General features: G+C 70.5%; 21 protein-coding genes and 2 pseudogenes. 13 read left to right on the top strand and 10 right to left on the bottom strand.

All coding sequences use genetic code 11. From position 1 onward, the window contains the following. The 4 genes from BC793_RS13175 (at position 1) to BC793_RS13190 (ending at position 3,367) form a co-directional block, all read left to right on the top strand. On the top strand, positions 1-756 hold the full coding sequence (locus tag BC793_RS13175) for an acyl-CoA dehydrogenase family protein (RefSeq protein ID WP_109592755.1): 756 nt from the start codon (positions 1-3) through the stop codon (positions 754-756). Then, positions 753-1,622 carry a TIGR03619 family F420-dependent LLM class oxidoreductase gene (locus tag BC793_RS13180; RefSeq protein WP_109592757.1) on the top strand — a complete coding sequence of 290 codons (870 nt, stop codon included), beginning with the start codon at positions 753-755 and terminating at the stop codon, positions 1,620-1,622. The genes BC793_RS13175 and BC793_RS13180 overlap by 4 nt, the downstream gene beginning before the upstream one ends. Next, positions 1,619-2,173 carry a GNAT family N-acetyltransferase gene (locus BC793_RS13185; protein ID WP_109592758.1) on the top strand — a complete coding sequence of 185 codons (555 nt, stop codon included), beginning with the start codon at positions 1,619-1,621 and terminating at the stop codon, positions 2,171-2,173. The genes BC793_RS13180 and BC793_RS13185 overlap by 4 nt, the downstream gene beginning before the upstream one ends. Before the next feature lie 162 nt (positions 2,174-2,335). Then, positions 2,336-3,367 carry a hypothetical protein gene (locus BC793_RS13190; protein WP_109592760.1) on the top strand — a complete coding sequence of 344 codons (1,032 nt, stop codon included), beginning with the start codon at positions 2,336-2,338 and terminating at the stop codon, positions 3,365-3,367. A 3-nt stretch (positions 3,368-3,370) separates the two neighbouring features. Here the strand turns inward: BC793_RS13190 and BC793_RS13195 are convergent, their stop codons facing one another. Next, complete coding sequence (locus tag BC793_RS13195; RefSeq protein ID WP_158319238.1) at positions 3,371-4,066, bottom strand: sensor histidine kinase; 696 nt, start codon at positions 4,064-4,066, stop codon at positions 3,371-3,373. Positions 4,067-4,244: 178 nt separating this feature from the next. Here BC793_RS13195 and BC793_RS13200 point away from each other — a divergent pair, with 178 nt between their 5' ends. Next, complete coding sequence (locus BC793_RS13200) at positions 4,245-8,183, top strand: nSTAND1 domain-containing NTPase (protein ID WP_146246250.1); 3,939 nt, start codon at positions 4,245-4,247, stop codon at positions 8,181-8,183. Between the two features lie 8 nt (positions 8,184-8,191). On the opposite strand, the gene BC793_RS13205 is transcribed toward BC793_RS13200, so the two are convergent. Further along, positions 8,192-9,163: an alcohol dehydrogenase catalytic domain-containing protein gene (locus BC793_RS13205; protein WP_239169973.1), complete on the bottom strand. Its 972-nt coding sequence runs from the start codon at positions 9,161-9,163 to the stop codon at positions 8,192-8,194. A gap of 80 nt (positions 9,164-9,243) precedes the next feature. On the opposite strand from BC793_RS13205, the gene BC793_RS13210 reads away from it, so the two are divergent. The 5 genes from BC793_RS13210 (at position 9,244) to BC793_RS13230 (ending at position 15,996) form a co-directional block, all read left to right on the top strand. Beyond that, complete coding sequence (locus tag BC793_RS13210; protein WP_109592766.1) at positions 9,244-10,374, top strand: hypothetical protein; 1,131 nt, start codon at positions 9,244-9,246, stop codon at positions 10,372-10,374. A 5-nt stretch (positions 10,375-10,379) separates the two neighbouring features. Further along, positions 10,380-11,147, top strand: a complete 768-nt coding sequence (locus tag BC793_RS13215) for an SDR family oxidoreductase (protein ID WP_109592768.1) — start codon at positions 10,380-10,382, stop codon at positions 11,145-11,147. Beyond that, a complete protein-coding gene (locus BC793_RS13220) occupies positions 11,144-12,271 on the top strand; it encodes a sulfotransferase family protein (protein ID WP_109592770.1) in 1,128 nt (375 codons plus the stop codon). The genes BC793_RS13215 and BC793_RS13220 overlap by 4 nt, the downstream gene beginning before the upstream one ends. Before the next feature lie 312 nt (positions 12,272-12,583). Continuing rightward, positions 12,584-13,543 carry a polysaccharide deacetylase family protein gene (locus BC793_RS13225; RefSeq protein WP_170167233.1) on the top strand — a complete coding sequence of 320 codons (960 nt, stop codon included), beginning with the start codon at positions 12,584-12,586 and terminating at the stop codon, positions 13,541-13,543. 563 nt (positions 13,544-14,106) lie between these two features. Continuing rightward, entirely contained in the window at positions 14,107-15,996 is a 1,890-nt protein-coding gene (locus tag BC793_RS13230) for an ABC transporter ATP-binding protein (protein ID WP_109592774.1), read from the top strand. On the opposite strand, the gene BC793_RS13235 is transcribed toward BC793_RS13230, so the two are convergent. Continuing rightward, a complete protein-coding gene (locus BC793_RS13235; RefSeq protein WP_109592776.1) occupies positions 15,956-16,528 on the bottom strand; it encodes a hypothetical protein in 573 nt (190 codons plus the stop codon). The genes BC793_RS13230 and BC793_RS13235 overlap by 41 nt on opposite strands. Before the next feature lie 303 nt (positions 16,529-16,831). On the opposite strand from BC793_RS13235, the gene BC793_RS13240 reads away from it, so the two are divergent. Then, a complete protein-coding gene (locus BC793_RS13240; protein WP_109592778.1) occupies positions 16,832-17,035 on the top strand; it encodes a cold-shock protein in 204 nt (67 codons plus the stop codon). Between the two features lie 193 nt (positions 17,036-17,228). Further along, on the top strand, positions 17,229-17,801 hold the full coding sequence (locus BC793_RS13245; RefSeq protein ID WP_109592781.1) for a TIGR03086 family metal-binding protein: 573 nt from the start codon (positions 17,229-17,231) through the stop codon (positions 17,799-17,801). Between the two features lie 22 nt (positions 17,802-17,823). Here BC793_RS13245 and BC793_RS13250 read toward each other — a convergent pair whose 3' ends face one another. Next, positions 17,824-18,909 (bottom strand): NAD(P)H-dependent flavin oxidoreductase, encoded by a 1,086-nt coding sequence (locus BC793_RS13250; protein ID WP_109592783.1) that lies wholly within the window; start codon positions 18,907-18,909, stop codon positions 17,824-17,826. Further along, positions 18,899-20,482 carry an acyl-CoA synthetase gene (locus tag BC793_RS13255; protein WP_109592785.1) on the bottom strand — a complete coding sequence of 528 codons (1,584 nt, stop codon included), beginning with the start codon at positions 20,480-20,482 and terminating at the stop codon, positions 18,899-18,901. The genes BC793_RS13250 and BC793_RS13255 overlap by 11 nt, the downstream gene beginning before the upstream one ends. A 59-nt stretch (positions 20,483-20,541) precedes the next feature. Here BC793_RS13255 and BC793_RS13260 point away from each other — a divergent pair. Then, a pseudogene (locus BC793_RS13260) lies at positions 20,542-21,324 on the top strand (crotonase/enoyl-CoA hydratase family protein); the annotation flags it as partial. 57 nt (positions 21,325-21,381) lie between these two features. Here BC793_RS13260 and BC793_RS13265 read toward each other — a convergent pair. The 5 genes and pseudogenes from BC793_RS13265 to BC793_RS13280 all read right to left on the bottom strand — a co-directional run bounded on the left by BC793_RS13265 (position 21,382) and on the right by BC793_RS13280 (position 26,852). Next, complete coding sequence (locus BC793_RS13265) at positions 21,382-22,059, bottom strand: M23 family metallopeptidase (protein ID WP_109592790.1); 678 nt, start codon at positions 22,057-22,059, stop codon at positions 21,382-21,384. 52 nt (positions 22,060-22,111) lie between these two features. Then, positions 22,112-22,936 carry an FG-GAP repeat domain-containing protein gene (locus BC793_RS51245; protein ID WP_307784569.1) on the bottom strand — a complete coding sequence of 275 codons (825 nt, stop codon included), beginning with the start codon at positions 22,934-22,936 and terminating at the stop codon, positions 22,112-22,114. Between the two features lie 36 nt (positions 22,937-22,972). Beyond that, a pseudogene (locus BC793_RS51250) lies at positions 22,973-23,695 on the bottom strand (hypothetical protein); the annotation flags it as partial. Positions 23,696-23,786: 91 nt separating this feature from the next. Next, positions 23,787-25,250 (bottom strand): FG-GAP repeat domain-containing protein, encoded by a 1,464-nt coding sequence (locus BC793_RS13275; protein WP_109592794.1) that lies wholly within the window; start codon positions 25,248-25,250, stop codon positions 23,787-23,789. Positions 25,251-25,340: 90 nt separating this feature from the next. Beyond that, the gene (locus tag BC793_RS13280; RefSeq protein WP_146246251.1) at positions 25,341-26,852 is read right to left on the bottom strand and encodes a C40 family peptidase; all 1,512 of its coding nucleotides are present in this window, start codon (positions 26,850-26,852) and stop codon (positions 25,341-25,343) included. Between the last annotated feature and the right edge of the window lie 39 nt (positions 26,853-26,891).

Below are 26,891 nucleotides of genomic sequence, written 5' to 3' on the forward strand. Positions count from 1 at the left end.
ATGGATTTCGAGTTGACCAGCGAGGCCCGGGAGCTGACCGGGCTGACCCGCGACCTGGCCGCCTCGGGGCGCCCGCTGTGGCCGGCGCTGGCCGAGGCCGGGGTGCTGGCCGCGGCCCTGCCGAAACGCGCCGGCGGCGACGGCCACGGCCTGATCGAGCAGTGCGCCGTCCTGATCGAGCTGGGCCGGCACGCCGCCGACGTCCCGTACCTGACGTCGATCGTCGTCGCCGCCTCGACGATCGCCGAATTCGGCACCGACGAGCAGGTCGAGACGCTGGCGGCCCCGGCCGGGCGGGGGGAGATCGTGCTGTCCCCCGACGACGCGGCGATCGCACCGGCCGCCGCCCGGCTCAGAAGGATCCTGGGCGCCGCCGCCCAGCAGCTCGGCGTCGTCGAGCGGGCCCTGGAGATGACCGCCGAGTATGCCCGCACCCGCGTCCAGTTCGGCCGCCCGATCGGCGCGTTCCAGGCCGTCTCGCAGCGCCTGGCCGACGCGTGGATCGACGTGGAGGCGCTGCGGCTGGCCGTGTGGCAGGCCGCCTGCCGGCCGGAGGCGGCCGAGGTGGCGACCGCCGGGTTCTGGGCCGCCGAGGCCGGGCACCGGGTGCTGCACACCGCCGTCCACGTGCACGGCGGCGTCGGCATCGACATGGACTATCCGCTGCACCGGTACTTCCTCGCCGCCGAACAGCACGAGTTCCTGCTCGGTGGCGCCACCGCCCGACTTCTCGACCTGGCCGAGGTGCTGTCATGAAATTCACGCTGGGGATCGCGCTGAGCCCGCTCGACCAGCTGACCGGGCTGGCCCGTACCGCTGAGGAATGTGGTTTCGCCTCCATCGCCCTGCCCGATTCGCTGTTCTACTCCGAGCACGTCTCCGCGGCGTATCCCTACACGCCGGACGGCAGCCGCTTCTGGAACGCCGACACCCCGTGGCCGGACCCGATGGTGGCGGCCGGTGCGATGGGCGCCGTCACGTCGACGATCCGCTTCTACACCCAGGTCCTCAAACTCGACCCGCGCAACCCGCTGCTGCTGGCCCGGCAGGTCGGCACGGCCGCGGTGCTGACCGGCAACCGGTTCGGTCTCGGTGTCGGGCTGGGCTGGTCGCCGGAGGAGTCGCACTGGTGCGGCGCATCGTTCAAGGACCGCGGGGTGCGCGCCGACGAGGCGATCGAGGTGCTGAAGCGGATCCTGGCCGGCGGCATGGTGTCGTTCCACGGCAGACACTTCTCGTTCGAGAAGCTCCAGATGAGCCCGGCACCGTCCGAACCGGTGCCGTTCTACGTGGGCGGACACTCCGAGCCGGCCCTGCGCCGGGCCGCGCGGATCGGCGACGGCTGGTCCTCGGCGATGATCGGTTTCGACGACCTGCGGTCCACGATCGCCCGGCTGGCCGAACTGCGGGCCGAGCACGGCCGCGACCATCTGCCGTTCGAGATCCAGGCGGTCTGCATCGACCGTCCCGGCCTCGACGGTTTCCGGCAGCAGGCGGAGATCGGCGTCACCGACGCCATCGTCGTGCCGTGGCGCCGTTTCGACGCCACACTCCAGGAGAAACGCGATGCGCTGCGCCGCTTCGCCGACCGGTTCATCGAGCCACTAGCCTCGGCTGGGTGACGTCACCCGCTGCCCCGCCCCGCCCGCCGTCGCGGCCGGTCGAGCTGCACCCGGTCGGTCGGGCGGATCGTGCCGTGCTGACCAATCTCGGTCAGCTGTTCCGGCACGACCTGTCCGAGTTCTATCAGCACGTGCCCAACCACGACGGCACCTTCAACGACCGGGCCGTCGACCTGTTCCTGGCCGGTGCCGACCCGGAGTCCCGCGGCTGGCTGATCACCGCCGCGAGCCGTACCGCCGGGTTCGTCCTGACCTCGGGCGACCCCGGCGGCGGGCGGACGATCTCGGCGTTCTTCGTGGTCCGCGGGCTGCGCCGGACCGGCGTCGGCCGGATCGCCGCCCTCCAGGCCATCCGCATGGTCCCGGGCCGCTGGCGGATCGGCTTCCAGCGCTACAACCCGGGCGTCGAGCAGTTCTGGTCCACGGTGGCCACCGAGCTGGTGGGCGACCTGTGGGAGATCCACGACGCGCCGGCCCCCGCGACGCGCCCGCCGGACACTTTCATAACCTTTGATCTGGTACGGGCTCCGTGGCCGGGCAACCGCAGCTGACGAGTCCCGGGCCTACCCCGCGAGGCAGGCGCGACGTCCGGGCCGACACGCGGCCGCCGGGCTGAGGCCGGCCGGCACCGCCGCAACCACCGGCCGGCCGTCGCCCGAATCTCCGCCGGACCGGGGTATCAGAACGGGAGCGGCCGACCGTACGATCCTGCGATGTTCTTCGTAGCCCGATACCTGATCCGCCGCATCGTCGGCGGGCCGCTGCCGCCGACTCCCGAGTTCGACGCGGACGAGCAGCTGATGATCAAGGATGCGGTGCTGCGGGACGCACGCGAGCGGCTGCTGCGCGACGGCGACTGGCGGGTGGCGAAGCAGGCGATCGAGGCGGCCGGCACGGACTGGGCGTTGCGCGGTTACCGGCTCGGTGTCTTCGCCGGGCTGGCCGATGACGACGACGCCTGGTTCGACGCGTGGTTGCGGGCCGAACCGTCGGATCCGTCGGCCGCGCTGATCTGGGCGAAGGTGCTCGCCGCGCGGGCCGGTGCGGCCCGGGGTGGCGCGTCGGCGGCACGGACGTCGCGGGAGCAGTTCGACAGCTTCCACGTGCTGTCGGAGAAGGCCGCGGACGCCAGTGTGCGGGCGCTGGAGCTGGCCGATCCGCGGGATCCGGGCCCGCTGATCCGGCTGATGTCGTCGTGTTTCGCCGCCGGGGCGGGCCAGTTGAACGAGTTCTACGCCGAGGCGCGGCGACGCGATCCGCACAACTTCGACATGCACGAGCTGGCGGTCATGCTGACCTGCGAGAAGTGGTACGGCTCGCACGAGCGCATGTTCGCCGTCGCGCACGCGGCGGCCGAGGCGGCGCCGGCCGGGCACCGCACGGTGCTGCTGCCGCTGTTCGCACACTTCGAGTACGCGATGCGCGAGTTCGCCTGGGACGACCGGAGCAAGGAGTCGCAGAAGGCGGTCCGGAAATACTTCCGCAAGCCGGAGGTACAGCGCGACTGCGACGCGTGGATCGCCAAGTTCCGCGCCGCGCCGCCCACCTCGGAGCAGCTCTCGCAGGTCCGGCAGTGGATGGCGGTGTACTACAGCCTGATCGGCCGCAAGAAGGCGGCGAAGGTCGTCTTCGACGAGCTGGGCCCGTACGTGAGCCGCTACAACGAGTGGGGCTGGTTCTGGGGCGACATGGAGTACGGCTACCTGAAGAGCTTCTGGTGGGCGAACGGCGTCGGCGGCGTGTAGCGGTCACCGGGCCGGCAGGCTGAACCAGAAACGGCTCCCGCGCCCGGCGTTCTCCTCGACTCCGATGCTGCCGCCGTGCCGTTCGACGATGCGGCGGCAGATGGCCAGACCGAGCCCGGTGCCAGGCCGCCCGCCGGTGTTGGCGCAGCGGTGGAAGGCGTCGAAGATCTTCGGCCGGTCCTCGGCGGGCACTCCGATGCCGTGGTCGGCGACCTCGACGCGGATTCCACCGCCGGGCAGAGCCCACGCCTCGATCTCGATCTGCGGCGCGACGCCGGCCGGCGTGTACTTGACGGCGTTGCCGATCAGGTTGTCCAGCACGTGGCGCAGCAGCCCGGCGTCACCCGTCACGATCGGCCAGGTGCCGGTGAGGGTCACCAGGACCTCGTCCGGCACGGGGACGTGTTCGGTGATCACCTCGACGACGATCTCCCGCAACGCGACCGGAGACAGGTCGAGGCTGTGGTCGGCGCGGGCGTAGTCGAGAAGGTCCTGCGTCAGCTGACTCATCCGGCGCACCCCGCGTTCGATGGCCGCCAGGTCTCGCCGGAACCCGTCGCCCAGTTCGTCCGCGTAGTCGTCGCGCAGCATCTGGACATGCGCGCTGACGCTGGCGAGCGGGGATTTCAGGTCATGCGAGGCCATCACCATCAGGGCTCGCAGTTCGGCTTCGTGGTCGTCGGCGATCAGGGTGGTCATCGCGTGTCCTCCGGTACGTGGCGGTGACATCAGCAGACCCCCGTCGCCGGGTGTTCACCGCCGCCCGGTGAACACTTTTCGTGTGTCACGGTGGGTGGCCTCGTACGGCACCTCAACCGTTCGGCCATGCCTGGCGAACAGGGCGAACACCGGATCGGCGGGTAGCTAGGCTCCGAGCATGACCACTCCGCGTGACCGCCGAGTAATGGTCGGTGACCATCGCCGCCTGCATGATCTGCTGCTCGAGCTGCGCCACCGGGCGGGAGAGCCTTCGCTGCGGAAGATGAACGGTGCGTGCGGGGTCTCGATCGGGCACCTCAGTGAGATCTTCTCGGGCAAGACGGCACCGAGCGCCGACGTGGGGGTGCGGATCGCACAGGCGCTCCGGGCGACGGAGCCCGAGCAGGCACGGGTCCGTTTCCTCGCCGAGGGAACCGGGGCCGACCGGTCCGCCCAGCGCGCCGTGGACCTCCGGCGGCCGCAGCGGGCCGGCTGGGAAGGTTGCCCGTACCTGGGACTCGCCTCCTTCGAGGAACGTCACGCCCGGGTCTTCTACGGTCGTCGGACACTCACCGAACACCTGCTCCAGCGGCTGCGGGACCAGCCGCCGGGCGCGGGCCCGCTGCTGACCCTGGGCCCGTCCGGAGCGGGGAAGTCGTCGCTGTTGCGGGCGGGCCTGATGGGATCGATCGCCAAGGGCGCCTTCGTCCCGGGATGCGGGTCATGGCCGCGCCGCGTGCTCACCCCGACCGCCGAGCCGCTGCTGGAACTGGCCGCCTGCCTGGCCGACCTGGCGCACACCGACGCCATCACGGTGCACCGGGCCCTGCTGGCCGAACCCGCGCAGGCGCATCTGCTCGCCCGGCAGGCCCTGACCGTCGCCGGCCCGGACATGCGCCTGGTGCTGGTGGTCGACCAGTTGGAGGAACTGTTCACGCTCGACACGAACCCGACGGAACAGGGACGGTTCCTGACCGCGCTGCACAGCCTTGCGTCCGACGGCGGTGCGCTGGTGATCGCGAGCATCCGGGGCGACTTCCTCGATCAGGCGCTGGCCTTTCCGGAGATCCGGCAGTCCGTCGAAGCCGGGGTGTTCCCGGTCGGAGCGATGTGCGAATCCGAACTTCGTGAGGCGATCACCGGACCGGCCGCCGAAGCCGGCGTCCGGGTGCCCGACGACGTCCGCGCCGCGGTCCTGGACGACCTGCGCGAGCGCAGCACGCCGGCCGGTTTCGACAGCGGCGCCCTACCGCTGCTGTCCCAGGTCATGTTCGTGATGTGGCAGTCCGCGGAACCCGGCGGTCTGACCCTGGAGAACTACCGTCGCAGCGGCGGCGTGTCCGACATCGTCCGCGCCAGTGCGGAGCGGGTGTACGAGTCACTCGACGACCGTGGGCAGGACCTGGCCCGCCGGGTCTTCCTGCACCTGACCGCCCTGACCGACGGCAGACTCACCCGCCGCCCGGGCACCTGTGGCGAACTGCGCGCCGCCACCGGCGACGACCGGGTCTTCGAGGTCGTCGAGGCGTTCGCCGCGACACGGCTGATCACCGTCACGGACGAGCTCGTGACCATCGCGCACGAGGAACTGCTCCGCTGCTGGACACGGCTGCACGAATGGCTGCGGCCCGACCTGGCCGACCAGGCGCTGCACCGCAGTCTCACCGAGGACGTCCGGGACTGGCAGAACCATGACCGTGATCCGTCGTACCTCTACACCGGGCAGCGTCTCCAGACGGCCGACGACGCGGCCACGCGATGGAGCCAGGATCTCAGCCGGCAACTGTCCCTTGATGTGGCGGCGGGCGAGTTCCTGGAGGCGAGTCACCGTCGTACCCGCCACTCCCGCCGTCGCGTCTACCGGGCCGTGGCCTCCGCCCTGGTCGTCGTGCTCGCCCTCACCGGCGGCAGCGGCTATCTCCTGCGGCGGACGAGCGGCCTCAGTGAGGATCGCCGGCAGACAGCGCTGTCGACGAGGCTGGCGTCAGCCAGCCGGGTCGGCGACGTCGACCGCGGGACGGCTGAGCAACTCGCCGCGGCGGCCCTACAGGTCGCCGACACCCCCGAGGCGCTCAGCGCCGCCGGTGTGCTGCTGGGCGACGCGGCCAGGGTCCTGCCGGGCCGGAAGGGGATCGTGGAGGCCGGTGGCCCGGACGGCAGGCTGATGGCCACCATGGGCGTGGACACGGTCTGGTTCTGGCATGCGGAGACGGCGCTTCCCGCCGGCCGACCGCTGACCGGGATCACCGGGTTGAAGGACATCCGGATCAGCGCGACCGGGATCGTGATCACCCATGCCGACGACGCCCCGGCGGTACGGTTCTGGGATCCGCGGACCGGGCGACAGGTCGGCGCCTTGACCACCGAGCAGACCGGCCCGGTGCGCAAGATTGTCCTCGGAGCGGCCGGGCAGAGACTGGCCACCTGCGGCGAGGACGGGGTGGTCCGGCTGTGGGATCCGCTCACCCGCTCGCTGATCAAGGCATTGGCCGGGCACCGGGGACCGGTGACATTCGCCCAGTTCAGCCCGCAGGGGAGGTTCATGGTCACCATCGGCGCCGATCGGACCCTCCGCCTGTGGAACACGGGTGACGGACAGCAGCTGGGGAAGTCGAACGAGTTCGACCCCGAATCGGTGAGTTCGACGAGCTTCAGCTCGGACGAGAAGCTGCTCGCCGCCGCCACCGGCGGTGACACGGTCCGGATGTGGTCATCAGCCACCGGAGACCGCTTCGAGCGACAACTGACAGGGCACCAGGCCAGGGTGGTCTCCCTGGCTTTCGCTCCGCACAACCCGGCCGGCCGCGCCGACTCGACACTCGCCTCCGCTGACGAGAGCGGAACCGTGCGCCTGTGGAACGCGGCCACCATGGAGCCGAAGGGCGAACCGCTGATCGGCCACATCGGCACGGTGCACGCCCTGCGATTCACCGTGGACGGGAACCTGCTCGCCACCGCCGGTGACGACGGCACGGCCCGGCTGTGGGACACGGGCAGCGGCCGACCGGCGGGTGAGCCGATCACCGGACACGACGGGCCGGTCTGGCGTCTCCGTTTCGATCCGGGCCACAAGGTGCTGATCACCGGATCCGATGACGACACGGTGCGGGTGTGGGATCTGGCCGACACCGTGCCCGCCCATCACACCCGGCCCGTGAACGCGGTGGCGTACAGCCCTCGCGGCAGCCGGATGGCCACCGCCGGCACGGATGGCACGGTACAGCTGTGGGACCCCGCGACCAGGCTGGTGAAGGACCCGCCGCTCGTCAGGGGAACCGATCCGATGCGGGCACTGGCTTTCCGGGACGAGGACCTGCTGGCGACCGCGGACGACAGCGGAACGGTCCGGTTGTGGAACCTGGCCACCGGGCGGCAGAGCGGCAAGCCGTTACGAGGGCACGAGGGTGCGGTCTGGGCCGTGGACTTCAGCGGGGACGGCGGGATGCTGGCCACCGGTGGCCAGGACGGGACCGTACGGCGGTGGAGTCCGGCGACCCGGTCGGCGATCGGCGAACCCCTGCTCGGCCATGACGGCGCGGTACGCGCGGTGCGTTTCCACCCCGACGGCCGGCGCCTGGTCACCGGGGGCAGCGACGGCACCCTCCGGTGGTGGAACGTCGACGGCACGGCGGCGAGTGAGCCGATCACCGGCCATGTCGGTGCCGTCTACGCTCTGGCGTTCAGCCCTGACCGGAAACTGCTGGCCAGCGGAGGACAGGACGGCACGGTGCGGCTGTGGGACGCCGGCTCCGGCCTGCCGGTCCATGAACCGATGGGCGACAGTAAGCGGGCGGGCGTCTGGACGGTGGCCTTCAACGCCGACGGGACGCTACTGGCCGGCGGCAGCGAGGACCGGACGGCCCGGCTGTGGGACACGGCCACCCGTGAGGCGGTCGGTGCGCCACTCACCGGGCACACCGAGGCGGTCTACGGCCTGGCGTTCCGTCCCGACGGGAAGACCTTGACCACCGCGAGTGGCGACCGGACGGTGCGGTGGTGGGACACCGGCACCTTCCTGGAACCACGGAAGACCCTCTGCGACCGGGTCGGGGCCCTCTCCGCGGCGCTCTGGCAGCGGCACGCGCCCGACGAACCCTTCGTCCAGGCCTGCCCCTGACGACGGATCTACAGGACGATGACGGCGCGGCCGGTGAGGGATCCGGCCGCGAGTCTCGTGTACGCCTGGTCGATCTCGCCGAAGCCGAACTCCTCCACCTGGTTGCGGATCAGGCCGGCCCCGGCCAGGGCGATCACCTCCTGGGCGTCGGCGATCGACGAGCCCTGGAAGGTGAACACCTCCCCGTCGCGGGGCAGGGTGGCGAACCACGGCTTGCGCAGCTTCCCGCCGGCCGAGCCGATCAGGCCGTACGCGCCGCCGGTCCGGACCGCCGCGATCCCGGCGGCGATCGTCTCGTCGGTCCCCACGAAGTCGAGGACGACGTCGGCATCGCGCGGCACCGTCGCGGAGCACGAGTGGGCTCCGAGTTCGGCGGCGTAGGAGAGACGTGCGGGCAGCGGGTCCACGGCGACGACCCGGGCGGCCGTCAGCACGCGCACGAACTGGATCGCGAACGCGCCGAGCCCACCGGCACCGATCACCACGACCGTGCCGCCCACACCGATGCGGGGCAGTGCCCGGCGTACCGCGTGATAGGCGGTGGCTCCGGCGTCGGTCAGCGGCCCGGCGTGCCGCGGGTCGAGGTCACCGAGCGGCAGCAGCGCCCGCCGGTCGCTGACCAGCACGTACGGGGCCAGGCCGCCGTCGCGTCCGTAGCCGCGGCCGGCACGCCCGTACGGGCAGCCGCTGTCCTGTCCGCGCACGCAGTGCCGGCAGGTTCCGCAGGAGGTGGGCGAGACCAGGGCGACCGGCTCGCCGGTGCCGTCGATCCAGCCGGCCGTCTCGTGACCGAGCGTGAACGGCATGGACCAGCCGAGCTGCTGTCCGACGGCGGCCGGGAGGTGCCGCATGGTCAGGTCGGAGCGGCACAGCCCGCAGCCGGCCACCCGGACCAGCACCTCGCCGGGCCCGGGCACGGGATCCGGCACCTCGACCGGTTGCGGCGGTGCGCCCCAGTCCGTCATCCGATACGCCAGCACGCCCTCCAGAGTGGAACCTGTTATTGCGGGCAGTCAAGGAGAGATTGACCGGAAACTAGAACGAGTTCTATTGTCAGGGCGTGCTCACCACACCGTTCGCGGAAGCGATCCAGGAGGCCGAGCGGGTCATCACCGGTGCCCCGCACGTGCGCGACGAACTCGACCTCGTCGAGGGCTACGACTATCTGGCCGGCAGCATCCGCGCGTCGGTGCAGATGGCCTGGGCCTACCAGCGGGACTTTCCCTACTTCGTCCGCTCCACCGGCCCGTACACGAAGATGGGCCTGGACAACCCGGACACCCTGTACTTCCACGCGTGGCTGCGCGACGACGCCGAGTACGTGATCACCGGCGAGCGCGGCAGCACCGTGGACCTGAGCTTCCAGCTCCTGGACGGCGACTACTCACCGCTCAACGTGCCGGGCAGTCTGGCCGCCTTCGACGACCGGGAGATCGAGATCGGGCCGGACGGCTCGTACCGGATGTTCGTCGGGCCCGGCCTGAAGGGCGCCGGGATGCTGGTGGTCCGGGAGGTCTTCAGCGACTGGGCCACCGAGCGGCCCGGCATGCTGCGCATCCAGCGTGCGGACCGGACCGGTGCGGCCCCACCTCCCCCCACGCTGGATGCGCTGACCAAGCGGTACGGCGTGGCCGGGAAGATCCTGATCAGCCGGCTGCGCACGTTCCTCGCCTTCGCCGAACGGTTCTACCTCGGGCTGCCGGTCAACACGCTCACCGCACCGCGGTCCACGCCGGGCGGGCTGACCACGCAGTTCTCCTCGGTCGGGCACTACGACCTCCACGACGACCAGGCGATGATCGTCACCGTCCCGGCCAGCGACGCCCCCTACCAGGGCATTCAGCTGGGCAGCATGTGGTACGTGTCGCTGGACTACATCAACCACCAGACCAGCCTCACGCGCGACCAGGCGCAGATCGACCCGGACGGCATGATCCGGTACGTGATCAGCGAGCGGAACCCGGGCGTCGCGAACTGGCTGGAACGCACCGGGCACCGCCGGGGATACGTGCAGTTGCGCTGGCAGCGGCTGTCGCGGGACCTGACCGCGGACGACGGGCCGAGAGTCGACATCGTGGCCGTCGACGACCTGCCGAAACTGCTCCCGCACCACCGGCGGATCGGGCCGGAGGCGTGGCGCGAACGGATCGCCGCCCGGCAGGCCGCGGTCGCGGCCCGGATGCTGGGCTGACCCCGATGCTCCTCGACGGCCGGGTGGTGATCGTGGCCGGGGTCGGGCCGGGGCTCGGCAGGTCCGTCGCGGTGCGGGCCGCCGAACAGGGCGCCTCGGTGGTGCTCGCCGCGCGTACCGAATCCGTCGTGAAGGATCTGGCGGCGATGATCGGGGACCGCGCGCTCGCCGCACCCACCGACCTCACCGACGACGTCGCGGTGCGGCGGCTCGCCGACCGGGCGCTCGCCGAGTTCGGGCGCGTCGACGTGCTGGTGCACAACGCGTTCGCGATGCCGCCGATGCAGAGTCTCGGCAAGGTCGATCTGGCTGACGTAGGGACGTCGTTCGAGGTCAACGTGCTCGCCGCGCTGCGCACGATCCGGCATCTCACGCCCGCGCTGATCGCGTCGCGGGGCGCGATCGTGGTGGTCAACTCGGCGGTGCTGCGGCACTCCCGGCGGCCCTTCGGGCCCTACCGGCTGACCAAGGCCGCCCTGCTGGCGGCGACGCAGAACCTCGCGAGCGAGCTGGGCCCCAAGGGGGTACGGGTGAACTCGGTCGCGCCCGGCTGGATCTGGGCCGATCAGTTGCGTGGCTGGTTCGAGTTCCAGGCGGCCCAGCGCGGGGTGCCGGCGCGGCAGATCTACGACGAGGTCGCGGCGACCACCGATCTGCGGCGGCTGCCCGAGCCGGACGAGGTCGCCGACGCCGTCCTGTTCCTCGCCTCGGATCTCGCGCGGGGCGTCACCGGCGCGTGCCTGGACGTGAACTGCGGGGAGTTCCACCATTGACCACCTCCGCGCGGACCGATGTCGGGAGCTTCGACGACCTGCACGCCTCCGCGAGCCGGCTCACCGGGCTGGACGACTTCGGGGGCGGTGACGACTACGCCGAGGGACTCCGGGTGCTGCTCCGGTCGTACGCCCGGGAGGCCGCCCTGACCCCCGCCGGCAGCAAGTGGACCCGCGGCCTGCTGCGCGGCGCCCTCGTCTCGCGCCTGCTCGCCGAGGCCGCCTGGCGGGAGTTTCCGCAGCACGCCGGCGTCCCGATCGAGCGGCCGGTGTTCGTCACCGGCCTGCCGCGCACCGGCACCACCGCGCTGCACCGGCTGCTCACCGCCGACCCCGCGCACCAGGGGCCGGAGCTGTGGCTCACCGAGGTCCCGCAGCCGCGCCCACCGCGGGCGGAGTGGGAGTCGCACCCCGTCCTGCTGGCGCTGCGCGAGGCCTACCGGGGCGTCGGCCTGGACGGGGTGCACCACATGCGACCGGAACAGGTCGAGGAGTGCTGGCGGCTGCTGTGCCAGTCGATGACGTCGGTCTCGTTCGAGTGCACGGCGTACCTCCCTGGTTATTCCGCCTGGCTCGACACCCACGACTGGACCGCCGCCTACGCCCGGCACCGCCGCAACCTGCAGCTCATCGGCCTGCACGATCAGGACCGGCGGTGGGTGCTGAAGAACCCGAGTCATCTGTTCGCGCTCGACGCCCTGTTCGCGACCTACCCGGACGCCGTCGTCGTGCAGACGCACCGCGATCCCGGCACCGTCATCGCCTCGGTGTGCAGCCTCAACGAACGCGCGTCGGCCGGCTGGTCGACGGTCTTCGCCGGGCCGGTCGTCGGACGGGCGCAACTCTCCCTCTGGTCACGTGGCCTGCGGCGCTTCCGCGCCGACCGGGCCCGCCACGACCCGTCCCGGTTCATCGACGTGCGGCACGCCGATCTCGTCGCCGATCCGATGGGGACCGTCGAGATGATCTACGACACGCTCGGGTCACGGCTGAACGGCCCGGCCCGGACCGCGGTCCGCCAGGCGATCTCACGGGGTACGCCCAAGCCCGCGCACACCTACGATCTCGCCTCGTTCGGGCTCACCGCGGACGACGTGGAGCACGCCTTCAGAGCGGGCTCGTAAGTTTCGGAATTGTGGCCCGTAACATTATCGGGAGACCTCTTTCCTGCGGCTATTGAAACGATATCTAGCTGCGATTACGCGTGATCGTCCATGGTCATTGCTTCCGGTATGTTTCCGAAAGTTGTTGACACTGTGGGGCGGGCGACCTAATACTCGCTGGCGAGAGGGATCGCCGCCCGTCGATTCACTCAACCCCCGGCCTGGATTCCCCGCCAGGTCCCCCGTCAGCTCCCCCGGCAGGTCGCCAGAAGGACGGATGCCATGTCCCGAATCCCCGTCACCCCATCCACCCCCACCGCGTGGAGACGTTTCATGGCCATCGCGCTGACCGCCGGAGTGGCCGCCGTCGGGCTCGTGCTCGCCGACCCCGCCGCACGGCCGTCCCGGGCCGCCGACTGCAACGGATACGTCGGCCTGACCTTCGACGACGGGCCGTCCACGAGCAACACCCGCAACCTGCTGACGGCGCTGCGCAACAACGGCCTGCGGGCCACCATGTTCAACCAGGGCCAGTACGCCGCCGCCAACCCCGCACTGGTCAAAGCACAGGTCGACGCCGGCATGTGGGTGGCCAACCACAGCTACACCCACCCGCACATGACCCAGCTCAGCCAGGCCAACATGGACTCGGAGATCTCACGTACCCAGTCCGCGATCGCCGCGGGCGGCGGCGGCACACCCAAACTGTTCCGGCCGCCGTACGGCGAGACCAACGCGACCCTGCGGTCGGTCGAGCAGAGATACGGCCTCACCGAGATCATCTGGGACGTCGACTCGGCGGACTGGAACAACGCCAGCACCGACGCGATCGTCGCGGCCGCGGCCCGGCTCACCAACGGCCAGGTCATCCTGATGCACGACTGGCCGGCCAACACGGTCGCCGCGATCCCGCGCATCGCCCAGGGCCTGGCCTCCCGCGGCCTGTGCGCCGGCATGATCTCGCCGGCCACGGGACGGGCGGTCGCCCCCGACGGCTCCGGCGGAGGAGGCGGTGGCGGCGGGAGCGCTACCTGCACCGCAACGCTCTCCGCCGGGCAGTCGTGGGGCGACCGTTACAACCTCAACGTCGCCGTCACCGGTTCGGCCAACTGGACCGTGACCCTCAACCTGCCGGGCTCCGCCAAGGTCATCAACACCTGGAACACGACGGCCAGTTGGCCGTCCGCCCAGCAGATGGTCGCCCGGCCCAACGGCAGCGGCAGCAACTTCGGCCTGACCGTCCAGCCCAACGGCAACTGGAACTGGCCGAGCGTCTCCTGCACCGCCACCTGACCCCTTCCCCGATTCAGCCCGTTCCCCACCAGCGGCGCGGCGGCCCCTCCCCGGCCGCCGCGCCGCGACCCCGTTCACCCCCGAGCCGGCTGGCTCCCACCGCTGTCTCAAGCCCGCCGAAACAACGGTGAGAGCCAGCCGGATCTCCGCGGCTGGCTCCCACCGCTGCCTCAAGGCACTTGAGACAACGGTCCGGACCAGCCAGACCTCCGCGGCTGGCTCCCACCGCTGTCTCAAGGCACTTGAGACAACGGTCCGGACCAGCCGGATCTCCGCGGCTGGCTCCCAGCGCTGTCTCAAGGCACTTGAGACAGCGGTCGGGACCAGCCGGGCGTTCGGGGCTGGCTCTCACCGCTGTCTCGGAGGGCTTGAGGCAGCGGTGGGGACCAGCCGGAGGGGTGGGCGGGAGTGGGCAGCAGGCCGGCGGGCGCGCTGGGCGGCGAGGGTCGGGGGTGCGTCGCGGGATAGCGGAGGGGGCGGGTGGGGTGCGGTTGTGGGAGGTGTGGCCCGTACCGCTGAAATCGCCTTGACCTCAACCCCGGGTGAGGTGGCACGTTCGGGCTATGAGTATGGAAGTCGCGGCCTGGAATTCGATGTGGCATGCCATGAACCGGCAGGACGACAAGCGGCCGTTCTCCCGGGCGACGTTACGCCGCATCCTCGCGCTGGCCCGGCCACAACGCCGGGTGCTGGCAGCGTTCCTGCTGCTCAGCGTGGTGACGGCGTTCCTCGCGGTGGCGACACCGGTGCTGGCCGGACAGGTCGTGAACGCGATCGTCGAGGCCCGCGACGCCCGCCTGGTGATCACCCTGGCGGTCGGGATCGCGGTGATCGCGCTGACCGAGTCGGGGCTGGGGCTGGTGCAGCGGTGGCTGTCGGCGCGGATCGGTGAGGGACTGATCCTGGAACTGCGGACCCGGGTCTTCGATCATGTGCAGCGGATGCCGGTGGCGTTCTTCACCCGGACCCGGACGGGTGCGCTGGTCAGCCGGCTCAACAACGACGTGATCGGGGCGCAGCGGGCGTTCAGCGACACGCTGTCCGGTGTGGTCGGCAACGTCGTGGCGCTGGTGCTGACGCTGATCGTGATGATCGGCATCTCCTGGCAGATCACCGTGCTGGCGTTGCTGCTGCTACCGGTCTTCGTGCTGCCGGCCCGGCGGATGGGCGGCCGGCTGGCGGGGATGCAGCGGGAGGCGGCCGAGCACGACGCCGCGATGAACACGCAGATGACCGAGCGTTTCTCCGCGCCGGGCGCGACGCTTGTCAAGTTGTACGGCGATCCGGCCACCGAGTCGACCGAGTTCGCGGCCCGGGCCCGCCGGGTGCGGGACATCGGGGTACGCACCGCGATGGCACAGTGGGCCTTCCTGACCGCGCTGACCAGTGTGTCGGCGGTGGCGATCGCGCTGGTCTACGGGCTGGGCGGGTTCTACGCACTGCAGGGGCGGCTCGACCCGGGAGCGGTGGTGGCGCTGGCGATCCTGCTGACCCGGCTGTACGCGCCGCTGACCAGCCTCGCCAGCGCCCGCGTCGAGGTGATGAGCGCGCTGGTCAGCTTCGAGCGGGTGTTCGAGGTGCTCGACCTGAAGCCGCTGATCGAGGAGAAGCCGGACGCATCACCGGTTCCGGACGGGCCGGTGTCGGTGGAGTTCGACGACGTGCGGTTCGCCTATCCGGCCGCCGACAAGGTGTCGCTGGCGTCGCTGGAGGAGGTCGCGACGCTGGACACCCGGGGTGGCGAGGAGGTGCTGCACGGCGTGTCGTTCACGGCCGAGCCGGGGCAGATGGTGGCCCTGGTCGGGTCGTCGGGTGCGGGCAAGTCGACGATGGCGAGCCTGCTGCCCCGGCTGTACGACGCGGGCGAGGGTGCGGTGCGGCTCGGCGGGGTCGACGTGCGTGACCTGAGTGCGGCCTCGCTGCGGCAGACGCTCGGCATGGTGACCCAGGACGGGCATCTGTTCCACGAGTCGGTCCGGGCGAACCTGCTGCTGGCCCGGCCGGACGCGAGCGAGGACGACCTGTGGGACGCACTGCGCCGCGCTCACGTCGCCGATCTGATCGAGTCGCTGCCGGACGGGCTGGACACGGTCGTCGGGGAACGCGGCTACCGGCTGTCCGGCGGGGAACGGCAGCGGCTCACCATCGCCCGGCTGCTGCTCGCCCGGCCGCGGGTGGTGGTGCTCGACGAGGCGACCGCCCATCTGGACTCGACGTCGGAGCAGGCGGTGCAGGCGGCCCTCGGTGAGGCGCTGGCCGGGCGTACCGCGGTGGTGATCGCGCACCGGCTGTCGACGGTCCGGGCGGCCGATCAGATCCTGGTCGTCGAGGACGGGCGGGTCGTCGAACGCGGCACCCATCCCGAGTTGCTCGCCGTCGGCGGACGGTACGAACAGTTGTACCGGACGCAGTTCAGTGAGGCAGTGCCCCCGACGCCCGCCGGACGGCGGTGACCAGGAGGCGTTCGGCGACGGCCCGGTCGCCGTCGGAGGTCTCCCAGCCGGAGTCGGCGACCACGACGACGGCCCGGCCGGTACGGGCGACCGCGACGTACGTGTGATGGGTGATCTCGTCCTCGACGTGTTCCCACCGCTGGGTCCAGCGCAGGGTCAGCCCGTCCGCCCGGCTCTGCTCGATCCGCCAGTCGGGGCAGTTGCGCAGCGCCTTGCGTAGTTTGCGCAGGTACCGGTCGGGGTCCCGGTGGACCGCGACATACTCCATGATCGACTCGGGTGCCCCGTCGACGTCGATGACCGCGGCGACGGCGCGGTCGGTGACCGGGACGGGCACGGCGGCGCCGCACGGCCGGGGCGGGCGCAGTTGCGGCCAGTCGTCGCCGTCGGCCGCGCGTAGGGCGACACCGCCCAGGTCAGCCGGCCGCAGGAGAGCCTCGTCGGGAATACCGGCGGCCTGGGCGGCCGGCGCGGCGGTCGCACCGACGATCACCACCATCGCCGCGGCGACGAGTCCGCGGAGAACGAACATGCCACCTCCAACAACTGACGGACCGGAATTCGACCCTACTCCGCGGTGGGCGCTTCACCCGGTAGTTCCCCGATTCGTGTGTTAGGTTGGGCGTGTTGCGGTTTTGATTTCCAAAAGTTTTTCTTGAAGCCCAAGATTTCTTGAAGCCCAAGACTTTCTTGAAGCAGACGAATTCAAAGCATCCGGCGGGTTAACGATTCCCAGGGATGTTTCGTCTGTGCCCGGTTTCCGGGGGGTCATCAATGCGGCGGCGCGGAGTGCCGCACGGTGTGGCGCTCCTCATGGTCGGCAAGGAGAATTTTTATGGCCACCGGTGTCGTGAAGTGGTTCAACAGCGACAAGGGCTTCGGCTTCATCACCCAGGACGGCGGCGGACCCGACGTGTTCGCCCACTTCTCCGCGATCGCGACGAGTGGATTCCGGTCCCTGGAGGAAAACCAGCGGGTGGAATTCGAGGTCTCGCAGGGCGCGAAGGGCCCGCAGGCGGAGAATATCCGTACGATCTGATCTTCCACGGACGGCGGAATTTTTTCCGCTGCCGGCGGAAAAGCGAGAGCGTGTGACAGTCCGGTTCGGGCTATCACACGCTCTTTCTCGTTCCGGCCCGGATTTCCGGGTGGCGCCGGTGGTGGCGGCGCCGGTGATGGGCTACTTTAAACTCGCTAGTTGAAACTGACCGCCGCTGGGAAGGATGCCGCCGATGTCGCTGACCGAGCTGTCCGCCGCCGAACGTCACCGTCAGATCGCCGCCGGGTTCACCGACCGGGTCGAGGGCACCAAGGACTGGGACGCGCCCGCGCCGGTCGCCGGCTGGGCCGCCCGGGACGTGGTCCGTCATCTGGTCGAGTGGCTGCCGGGCCTGCTGTCCTCGGGGGCCGGAGTGACCCTGCCGGCCGGCCCCGGTGCCGACGCCGACCCGGCCGGCGCCTGGCGGGTGCACGTCACCGCCGTCCAGGCGCTGCTCGACGATCCGGGCACCGCCGGCCGCACGCTCAGCAACCCGCACCTCGGAGAGATCCCGCTCGACCAGGCGATCGACCGGTTCTACACCACCGACGTGTTCATGCACACCTGGGATCTGGCCCGGGCCACCGGCCAGGACGAGACCCTCGAGACCGAGATGTGCGCGACGTTGGTGTCCGGCATGGAGCCGATGGACGAGATGCTACGGGCCTCCGGGCAGTACGGTCCGGCGGTCCCGGTGCCCGCGGGCGCCGACCCGCAGACCCGCCTGATCGGTTTCATCGGCCGCGATCCGAACTGGACGCCCTGACCCTCGGGCATCCGGCGGGTCACTACCGGAGCTTGTGGATCCTGGTCAGGGTCTCGTCAGCTTCGGTGACCAGATCGGACAGGACCTCGGCGACCGGGCGGACCTCGTTCATCCGGCCGACGATCTGACCCACCGGCATCGGGACCACCGTCGGGTCGTCGGAGGCCATCAGGCGGTCGTGGGCTTCGGAGACCAGCAGGTTCTGCAACGGCATCGGCAGCGCCGCCGGGGCGCCCTCGACGGACCAGGCCTCGGTCCAGCGGTTGCGCAGCAGGCGGGCCGGTTTGCCGGAGTAGATGCGGCTGCGGACGGTGTCGCTGGACGTGGCCCGCAGGAGCGCCTCGCGCAGACCGGGACTGCTGCGGTATTCGCTGGTGCCGAGCCACACCGACCCCATCCAGACGCCGCGGGCGCCGAGGGCGAGGGCGGCGGCGATCTGCCGGCCGCTGCCGATGCCACCGGCCGCCAGGACCGGTACGTCGACGGCATCGACGATCTCCGGGATGAGGACCAGGCCGCCGATCTCCCCGGTGTGGCCGCCGGCCTCGTAGCCCTGGGCGACCACGATGTCGACTCCACCGGCGACGTGACTGCGGGCGTGGTCGGCCCGCCCGGCGAGGGCGGCGACGAGCAGACCGCGCTCGTGGGCCTGGGCGATCACGTCGGCCGGTGGCGGGCCGAGCGCGTTGGCGATCAGCCGGACCGGGTGCCGGAGGGCGACCTCGACGTGGCTGCGGGCGACCGAGTGCAGCCAGCCGAGGACACCGGGCCGGTTCGACGCGGCCTCCAGCGGCGGCACGCCGAGCCGGAGCAGGGTCTGTTCGACGAAGTCGCGGTGCCCGGACGGGATCAGCCGGGTGAGGTCGGTGACGGCACCCTCGGTGGGCTGGTGACCCGGCATGACCACGTCGACGCCGTACGGCCGGCCGCCGGTGGCCTCGTCGAGCCAGGTCAGGACGGTGTCCAGTTCGGTCGCGTCGTTGAACCGCACGCAGCCGAGCACACCGAGCCCGCCGGCCCGGCTGATCGCCGCCACGACGTGTTCGGACGGGCTGAACCCGACGATCGGATGCTCGATTCCGAGGACGTCGCAGAGGTCAGTCCGCATCGTGCTCCTTCACATAGGAGTGGGCCCAGCGGTAGTCGGCCTTGCCGCTGATGGTCCGGCTGATCCGGTCGACGAGCCAGACGCCGCGGGGCGCCTTGTAACCGGCGATCCGCTGGCGTACGTGGGTGTCGAGTTCCCCGAGGTCGAGGGCCGCCTCGGGGCGCGGCTGGACGAGGGCGACGACCCGCTGGCCGAGCCGGTCGTCGGCGGCACCGATGACGAGGGCGTCGAACACGTCGGGATGGGCCTTGAGGGCGCCTTCGACCTCTTCGGGGAAGACCTTCTCGCCGCCGGTGTTGATGCACGTGTTGCCCCGGCCGAGCAGCGTGATCGTGCCGTCGTCCTCCAGCCGGGCCAGGTCGCCGGGTATCGCGTAGCGGACCCCGTCGACCTCGGTGAGCAGGGCGGCCGTCTTGACCGGGTCCTTGTAGTAACCGAGGGGCACGTGCCCGCCGCGGGCCAGCCGGCCGATCACGCCGGGCCCGGCGCGGCGACCGTGATCGTCGATGACGATGGTGCCGGGGCCGGGCATCACCCGGGGGCCGTCGACCGCGCCGCCGTCGACGTCGGCGACGATCCCGATGCCGGCGAACCCGGTCTCCGACGATCCGACCGCGTCGGTGACCATCACGTCCGGCAGCGCCTGAAGGTACTGCCGTTTCACCGACGGGGAGAACAGCGCGGCACTCGACGAGATCGCCACCAGCGACGATCCGTCGTAGTCGCCGGCCAGGTAGGCCTCGATGATGGGCCGGGCCATCGCGTCGCCGATCAGGACGACCACGTTGACCTTGCGGCGTTCGACCGTGCGCCACACCTCGCCGGCGTCGAAGTGCGGCAGGAAGACGACCGTGTCGCCGGCGAAGAGGGCGGCCAGGGCGGCCCACTGGGCGTTGCCGTGGATGAGCGGGGCCAGGCAGAACCGGGTCATCGGCGGCATCTCCCGGCCGCGGCGGCTCTGGGCCCACTCGTCGTCGAGCGGGATGCCGGACATGAAGTCGATGCCACCGCCGAGGACCCGCCAGACGTCCTCGTGCCGCCAGATCACACCCTTCGGGTAGCCGGTGGTGCCGCCGGTGTAGAGCAGGTAGACGTCGTCGCCGGACCGGGGCCCGAAGTCGCGCCCGGACGATCCGGCGGCCAGCGCCGCCTCGTAGGAGACGTCCGGGAAGTCGGCTCCGGTACCGTCCGGGAGCGCCACGATGGCCCGCATGCCGGAGGCCACCGCCTTCACCCGCGACGAGAATCCGCGGTCGTGGATCAGCGCGACCAGGCCGGCATCATCGAACAGATACTGCAACTCGTTCTCGACGTAGCGATAGTTGACGTTGACGACCACGGCGCGGAGCTTGTAGACGGCGATCATGGCCACCACGGCCTCGATCGAGTTACCCGCGTACAGCCCGACGTGGGCGCCCTTGCCCACTCCTCGATCTTGCAGGAAGTGGGCCAGCCGGTTGGCGGTCTCCTCCAGCTCCGCGTAGGTGATCTCACGCTCGCCGCAGGCCACCGCGACGCGATCGCCGAAGGCGTCGACCGCGTGCTCGAACAGGTCCGCAATATTGGCCGCCATCAACGCAAAGTAGAACCTGTTATCGTTCCGGGGCAAGGGCTGTACAGAAGAAGGAGAACCGGGTGGACGCTCTCGTCGAACAGCGCGGACCGATCCTGATCGTCACGATGAACCGGCCCCGGGTCCGCAACGCCCTCTCCGCCGAGATGATGGCCGTGATGCGCGACGCCTGGGACCGGGTCGACGCCGACCCCGGCATCCGGGTCGCGATCCTCACCGGAGCCGGCGGCGCCTTCTGTGCCGGCGCCGATCTGCGCGCCATGACCGGCGATCATCCGGGTGACGGTTTCCGCAACGGCGGCACCGACCTGTCCCGCATCGACGCCCTGCTCAAGGGCCGCCGTCTGACGAAACCGCTGATCGCCGCGGTCGAGGGGCCGGCCGTCGCCGGTGGCACCGAGATCCTCCAGGCCACCGACGTGCGCATCGCCGGCGAGAGCGCCCGGTTCGGCGTCTCCGAGGCGCGCTGGGGCCTGTTCCCGCTGGGTGGCTCAGCGGTCCGGCTGCCGCGCCAACTGCCCTACACGATCGCCGCGGAACTGCTGCTCACCGGCCGCCATCTGACGGCCGCGGAGGCTCTCGCGGTAGGCCTCATCGGCCACGTCGTCCCCGACGGACAGGCCCTCGTGAAAGCGCTGGAGATCGCCGGCACCATCGCCGGCAACGGCCCTCTCGCCGTCCAGGCCATCCTGCGCACGATCCGCGAGACCGAGGGGCTCGCCGAGAACGACGCCTTCGCCGTCGAAAGCCGCATCGGCATGCGGGTCTTCACGTCCGACGACGCCAAGGAGGGCCCGCGGGCGTTCATCGAGAAGAGAGAACCCCGGTTCAAAGGCGTCTGAGGGTACGGCCGGAGCCCCGTGCGCCGGTCGACGCCGGCGCACGGGATCACGGTCGGATCAGGCCTTGCACCGGTGCTTGGCGTTCCACGACTTCACCGCGGCGGCCGGGCTCTTCTGACCGCCCTTGCGCCACGAGGTGAGGTAGGACGCGGGCCACACGACGCCACGGCGGACCTTCCAGTCGCCGGCCTTCTTGCACGCCGGGGAGATGCCGTAGTGCACGTGGCAGACACCGCTGGAGTTGCCGGTCTTACCCACCTTGCCGACCTGCTGGCCGGCCTTGACGCGGACACCCTTCTTGATGCCCGCGCCGACCACGCTCAGGTGCGAGCCGTAGTAGCGGACGCCGTCGTCGCCCAGAATGGAGACGAACCTGCCACCGTTGTTCGGCCCGGCCGGCTTGCCCTTCTTGTACTTGTCGACCCGACTGACCTCCACCACGACCCCGCTGGTGGTGGCCAGGAACGGCTTGCCGCAGGCGGCGAAGATATCGGTCGCCGGGTAGCCGGAGTGTGTCTTGTGGTACGAGACGTTCTTCGCCTTGACCGGGAACACGTACCTGGACCTGGTCGCCGCGACCAGCTCCACGTCCCCCGCCGTCTGCTCAGCCGGCGCGGTCACCACGGTGGCCGGCGACTGTGGCTGAGCCGCGGGCGCCCCGGCCTGCTCACCGGCGGTACAGCCGGCCAAGCAGGCCAGGGCGGTCAGCCCAGCCAGATAGGGATGGATTTTCATTCGCGCCACCATAGTCGACGTCACGGTTCCGGGCCGTCCCGTCGCTCACCGGTCAGGCGAAGTAGAGGCGGCCCAGCCCGTCGGCGATCTGCATGCCGTGGAACCGGCCCCAGCCCGACGTCACCGTGCGACCACCGTCGAACCCGCCACCCACGTTGAGGCGCACACTCACGGCACTGCCGTCGTGCACGATCATGTCGTCGAGCTGGTCACCGTCGTAGTCGGCGAAGTGCAGACGCCCGAGACCGTTCGGCGCGTCCAGACCGTGGTAGCGACCCCAGCCGGAGGTGACCGTACGCCCGCCGTCGAAGCCCTCGCCGACGTTGTAGCGCACCGAGATGTCACTGCCGTGGTGCACGATCATGTCGGCCCGGCCGTCGGAGTCGGCATCGGCGAAGAACAACCGGCCCAGGCCATCGGGCACCTGGAGACCGTGGTAGCGGCCCCAGCCCGAGGTGACCGTACGCCCATCGTCGAACGCACCGTCGCCGTTGTTGTAGCGCACCGACACGTCACTGCCGTGATGCACGATCATGTCGGCCCGGCCGTCGGCGTTGAAGTCGGTGAAATAGAGCCGCCCGAGACCGTTCGGCACGTCCAGACCGTGATAGCGGCCCCAGCCCGACGTGACCGTACGGCCGCCGTCGAACGCACCGTTGCCGTTGTTGTAGCGCACCGACACGTCACTGCCGTGATGCACGATCATGTCGGTGTAGTGGTCGTTGTTGAAGTCGGCGAAATGCAGCCGGCCCAGACCGTCGGTCACCTGCATACCGTGATAGCGGCCCCAGCCCGAGGTCACCACCGCGCCACCGTCGAACCCACCGCCACCGGCCCCCTTGCGGACCGACACCTCGGTACCGGCGTGCACGATCATGTCGGCCCGCGCGTCACCGTTGAAACTGTCGAAGGTCTTCCGGCCCCGCCACTGCGCCAGGGTCTCGCCGCGGAGCACGCTGAGCAGAGCCTGTTTGTTCTCGTAGCTCTCGACCTTGTTCCGGTCCTCGCTGAGGTGGATGTGCCACAGGTGCGAGTCGTCGGACGTCGAGGTGCGGTCGTCGCGGAAGTCGTAGCCCTCCACATTGTTGTCGTTGTCGGCCTGGCCGAAGAACTCCTTCCAGCCGTCCAGCCGGTCGTCGGCGGAGTCCTGGCCGGAGGCGAGAAGCCGTTTCGAATACTTGGCGATGGTGCTGTAGTCGGCGCTCGCGGCCTGGAAGTCGGCGGCGTTCACCGGGCCGGCGTAGTCGGACGCGGCCAGACCGGCGATGTTCACCGAGGCACTCTGTGCGTCCGGGAAGGTCCAGTCGTACGCGGCCGCCTTGTCCGAGGGTCCGCCCTTGTCCTCGGTGTCCCGCACCGAGTAGTTGCCGGGGTCGTTCCCGGCGCGGCTGTTGTGATAGCCCGGCTTGTTCGCGTAGATGCCGCCGTTGCGGGTGCCCGGCTCCAGGTCGAGGAGCTGCTCCATCAGCCACCAGGACGCCTCGGTCTGGCGGGACGGGTTCGGATTGGCGGCGGCGGCCGCGGCCGTCGGCTGGGTCACCGCGATGCCGACCAGAACCGTCGTCGAAGCCGCGATGGCGGTCAGCCTGCCCAGCCATGCGGAAACACGCCCGCGCGTGGAGATGTACACGTTCATTCCCTCATTAATTGATGCTTATCGATGTATTGGTTTTCAGAGGGCCGGCTCTCAACGCCCGTGGGACCGCGGTGAGAGCCGGCCGTCCGGGTCAGGAGAAGTAGAGGCGGCCCAGGCCGTCGGTGATCTGCATGCCGTGGAACCGGCCCCAGCCCGACGTCACCGTGCGACCACCGTCGAACCCGCCACCCACGTTGAGGCGCACACTCACGTCACTGCCGTCGTGCACGATCATGTCGTCCAACTGGTCACCGTCGTAGTCGGCGAAGTGCAGCCGGCCCAGCCCGTTCGGCGCGTCCAGACCGTGGTAACGGCCCCAGCCCGAGCTGATGATCCGCCCGCCGTCGAAGCCGCCGCTGGTGTTGTAGCGCACCGACACGTCACTGCCGTCGTGGACGACCATGTCGGCCTTGTCGTCGGAGTTGAGGTCGGCGAAGAACAGCCGGCCGAGACCGTTGGCGGCCTGAACCCCGTGGTAGCGGCCCCAGCCCGAGGTGACCGCGTGGCCACCGTCGAATCCCTCACCGACGTTGTGGCGCACCGACACGTCACTGCCGTGGTGCACGATCATGTCGGCCCGGCCGTCACCGGTGAAGTCCGCGAAGTGCAGGCGCCCGAGACCGTTCGCCACGTCCAGCCCGTGATAACGACCCCACCCGGTGCTGACCGTACGGCCGCCGTCGAAGACGCCCTTGCCGTTGTTGTAACGCACCGACACGTCACTGCCGTGGTGCACGATCATGTCGGTGAAGTGGTCGTTGTTGAAGTCCGCGAAATGCAGCCGGCCCAGACCGTCGGTCACCTGCATACCGTGATAGCGACCCCAGCCCGAGGTCACCACCGCGCCACCGTCGAACCCACCGCCGGAGCCGCCCTTACGGACCGACACCTCGGTACCGGCGTGCACGATCATGTCGGCTCGCGCGTCCCCGTTGAAACTGTCGTAGGTACGGCCGAAGGCGTGATCCCACAGCTCGTCCACGATCTTGCCGGCGTCGGAGACCTGGGGCGCATAGCGGTCGCCGAAACCCGATTCCTGGACCTCCTGACAGACCGTGCCGATCGCCACGTTCTGCCAGGAATCGTTCGGATACTCGCGCTCCATGGCGTTGAGGAATGCGTTGGCGGCCCGGATCGGGTCGAGCCGCTGTGCCTCGGTGCCCCACCAGTCCTGCTGCTGGAACAACCCGACGCTGGTGTGGTCGAGCTTCTCGACGATGTTCCGTATCTCGGTCTCGACGATCACGGTGGTGATCGCGATGACAGCCGCCCGGCGGGGCATTCCCCGCTCACGGACCGCTCTGATGACCTCGCGGGCACAGGACACCCGGTAGGCGTCCAGGTCACCGGCGACCTTGCCGTTGAGCATGCCGTTCAGCCGGGCGGCCGAGGCCGCGTCGGTGGCGGTCGTGCCGTCGGGGTCGCAGGCCGCGAGCGTGATGGCCAGGGTGCCGGCCGCCGGTTCCTCGGCTCGCGCGACCGACGGCAGCGTCACCAGCATGCCGCCGGCCAGAACCACGGTCACCGCCCGCTTGATCGAATTGCTGAATCTCATGACGTCTCCAGGGGTGGTAGAGGTACCGGGCCCGCTGAGCGGGGGTTGCTCAGCGGGCCCGGACGGTTGCCGATCGACGGTGTCGGCCGGTCAGCTGAAGTAGAGGCGGCCCAGGCCGTCGGCGATCTGGATGCCGTGGAACCGGCCCCAGCCCGAGGTCACGGTGCGGCCGCTGTCGAACGCGCCACCCACGTTGAGGCGCACACTCACGGCACTGCCGTCGTGCACGATCATGTCGTCCAACTGGTCACCGTCGTAGTCGGCGAAGTGCAGGCGACCCAGCCCGTTCGGAGCGTCCAGACCGTGGTAACGGCCCCAGCCGGAGGTGATGGTCCGCCCGCCGTCGAAGCCGCCGCTGGTGTTGTAGCGCACCGAGACGTCACTGCCGTCGTGGACGACCATGTCGGCCTTGTCGTCGCGGTTGATGTCGGCGAAGAACACCCGACCCAGACCGTCGGGCACCTGAACACCGTGGTAGCGGCCCCAGCCGGAGGTGACCGCGTGGCCACCGTCGAAGGCCTCGCCGACGTTGTGGCGCACCGAGATGTCACTGCCGTGGTGCACGATCATGTCGGCGCGGCCGTCACCGGTGAAGTCCGCGAAGTACAGCCGGCCCAGACCGCCGGAGACCTGGAGACCGTGATAGCGGCCCCAGCCGGTGCTCACCGTACGGCCGCCGTCGAAGGCGCCCTGGCCGTTGTTGTAACGCACCGACACGTCACTGCCGTGATGCACGATCATGTCGGTGAAGTGGTCGTCGTTGAAGTCCGCGAAGAACACCCGGCCCAGGCCGTCGGGTACCTGCATACCGTGGTAGCGGCCCCACCCGGTCGTGGCCACCGTGCCGCCGCCGAAACCACCGCCGGAGCCGCCCTTGCGGACCGACACCTCGGTACCGGCGTGCACGATCATGTCGGTCCGCGCGTCACCGTCGAAGCTGTCGAAGTTGCCGTTGATGATGTTGTCGTACCGGACGGGCGTGTAGGAACTCGCGTAGGAGCTGCTCCAGGCGCGCTCGATGGTGGAGTCGATGTCACCGCCGGTCTGTTCGATGACGACCGGCCGGGTGTGGTCGGCGTCGGCCCACTTGACGAACAGCGCCACGTGGTTCTCGTCCGGGTCACCGGTGTGGCGCAGCAGCGCGTCACCCGCCTGCAGCGACGACCGTGCGATCGGGAACGACCTGTTGTCCAGGTTGCCGGTCCAGAACTCGTCGCCCCGCCCGCCCAGGCCCCAGGCCATCGCGACGAAGCCGGAACAGTCGGTGCGGTAGTCGCCGTTGGCGTTGCGGTAGCACCGTTCCTGGCTGTACGGGACACCGCCGACGCTCAGCCAGCTGCGTGCCCGGCTGATCACCTCGTCCCGGGTCAGGTCCTGGTCGGACCCGTTGTCGTCGCACCGGAGCGGGGTGGTGCCGACCGCGGCGAGGGCCGAGGCGGACGTGCCGGGCACCGCGCCGGTGTAGTACGCCGACACCGGCAGTTCCGGGTCACCGGGCGCGGCCGGCCCGGCCGCCGCGGACGACACCGCCAGCGGCCCGGCGAGCAACGCCATCGGAACGGCCAGCGACAGGGCCACTCGACGCAACAATCGCACGTTCATCTCTCTGTCCTCCCCCATCGGCCGGGCTGTCCGCCGGCC

Origin of the sequence: Actinoplanes xinjiangensis, from assembly GCF_003148685.1 — a bacterium.
GTDB lineage: Bacteria > Actinomycetota > Actinomycetes > Mycobacteriales > Micromonosporaceae > Actinoplanes > Actinoplanes xinjiangensis.

What these genes read in the sequence shown, in the direction of transcription:
- BC793_RS13175 (WP_109592755.1), top strand. Translation starts at nt 1, where the DNA reads ATGGATTTCGAGTTGACCAGCGAGGCCCGGGAGCTGACCGGGCTGACC.
- BC793_RS13180 (WP_109592757.1), top strand. Translation starts at nt 753, where the DNA reads ATGAAATTCACGCTGGGGATCGCGCTGAGCCCGCTCGACCAGCTGACC.
- BC793_RS13190 (WP_109592760.1), top strand. Translation starts at nt 2,336, where the DNA reads ATGTTCTTCGTAGCCCGATACCTGATCCGCCGCATCGTCGGCGGGCCG.
- BC793_RS13195 (WP_158319238.1), bottom strand. Translation starts at nt 4,066, where the DNA reads ATGACCACCCTGATCGCCGACGACCACGAAGCCGAACTGCGAGCCCTG.
- BC793_RS13200 (WP_146246250.1), top strand. Translation starts at nt 4,245, where the DNA reads ATGACCACTCCGCGTGACCGCCGAGTAATGGTCGGTGACCATCGCCGC.
- BC793_RS13215 (WP_109592768.1), top strand. Translation starts at nt 10,380, where the DNA reads ATGCTCCTCGACGGCCGGGTGGTGATCGTGGCCGGGGTCGGGCCGGGG.
- BC793_RS13225 (WP_170167233.1), top strand. Translation starts at nt 12,584, where the DNA reads ATGGCCATCGCGCTGACCGCCGGAGTGGCCGCCGTCGGGCTCGTGCTC.
- BC793_RS13230 (WP_109592774.1), top strand. Translation starts at nt 14,107, where the DNA reads ATGAGTATGGAAGTCGCGGCCTGGAATTCGATGTGGCATGCCATGAAC.
- BC793_RS13235 (WP_109592776.1), bottom strand. Translation starts at nt 16,528, where the DNA reads ATGTTCGTTCTCCGCGGACTCGTCGCCGCGGCGATGGTGGTGATCGTC.
- BC793_RS13240 (WP_109592778.1), top strand. Translation starts at nt 16,832, where the DNA reads ATGGCCACCGGTGTCGTGAAGTGGTTCAACAGCGACAAGGGCTTCGGC.
- BC793_RS13245 (WP_109592781.1), top strand. Translation starts at nt 17,229, where the DNA reads ATGTCGCTGACCGAGCTGTCCGCCGCCGAACGTCACCGTCAGATCGCC.
- BC793_RS13250 (WP_109592783.1), bottom strand. Translation starts at nt 18,909, where the DNA reads ATGCGGACTGACCTCTGCGACGTCCTCGGAATCGAGCATCCGATCGTC.
- BC793_RS13255 (WP_109592785.1), bottom strand. Translation starts at nt 20,482, where the DNA reads ATGGCGGCCAATATTGCGGACCTGTTCGAGCACGCGGTCGACGCCTTC.
- BC793_RS13265 (WP_109592790.1), bottom strand. Translation starts at nt 22,059, where the DNA reads ATGAAAATCCATCCCTATCTGGCTGGGCTGACCGCCCTGGCCTGCTTG.
- BC793_RS51245 (WP_307784569.1), bottom strand. Translation starts at nt 22,936, where the DNA reads ATGATCGTGCACGCCGGTACCGAGGTGTCGGTCCGCAAGGGGGCCGGT.
- BC793_RS13275 (WP_109592794.1), bottom strand. Translation starts at nt 25,250, where the DNA reads ATGAGATTCAGCAATTCGATCAAGCGGGCGGTGACCGTGGTTCTGGCC.
- BC793_RS13280 (WP_146246251.1), bottom strand. Translation starts at nt 26,852, where the DNA reads ATGAACGTGCGATTGTTGCGTCGAGTGGCCCTGTCGCTGGCCGTTCCG.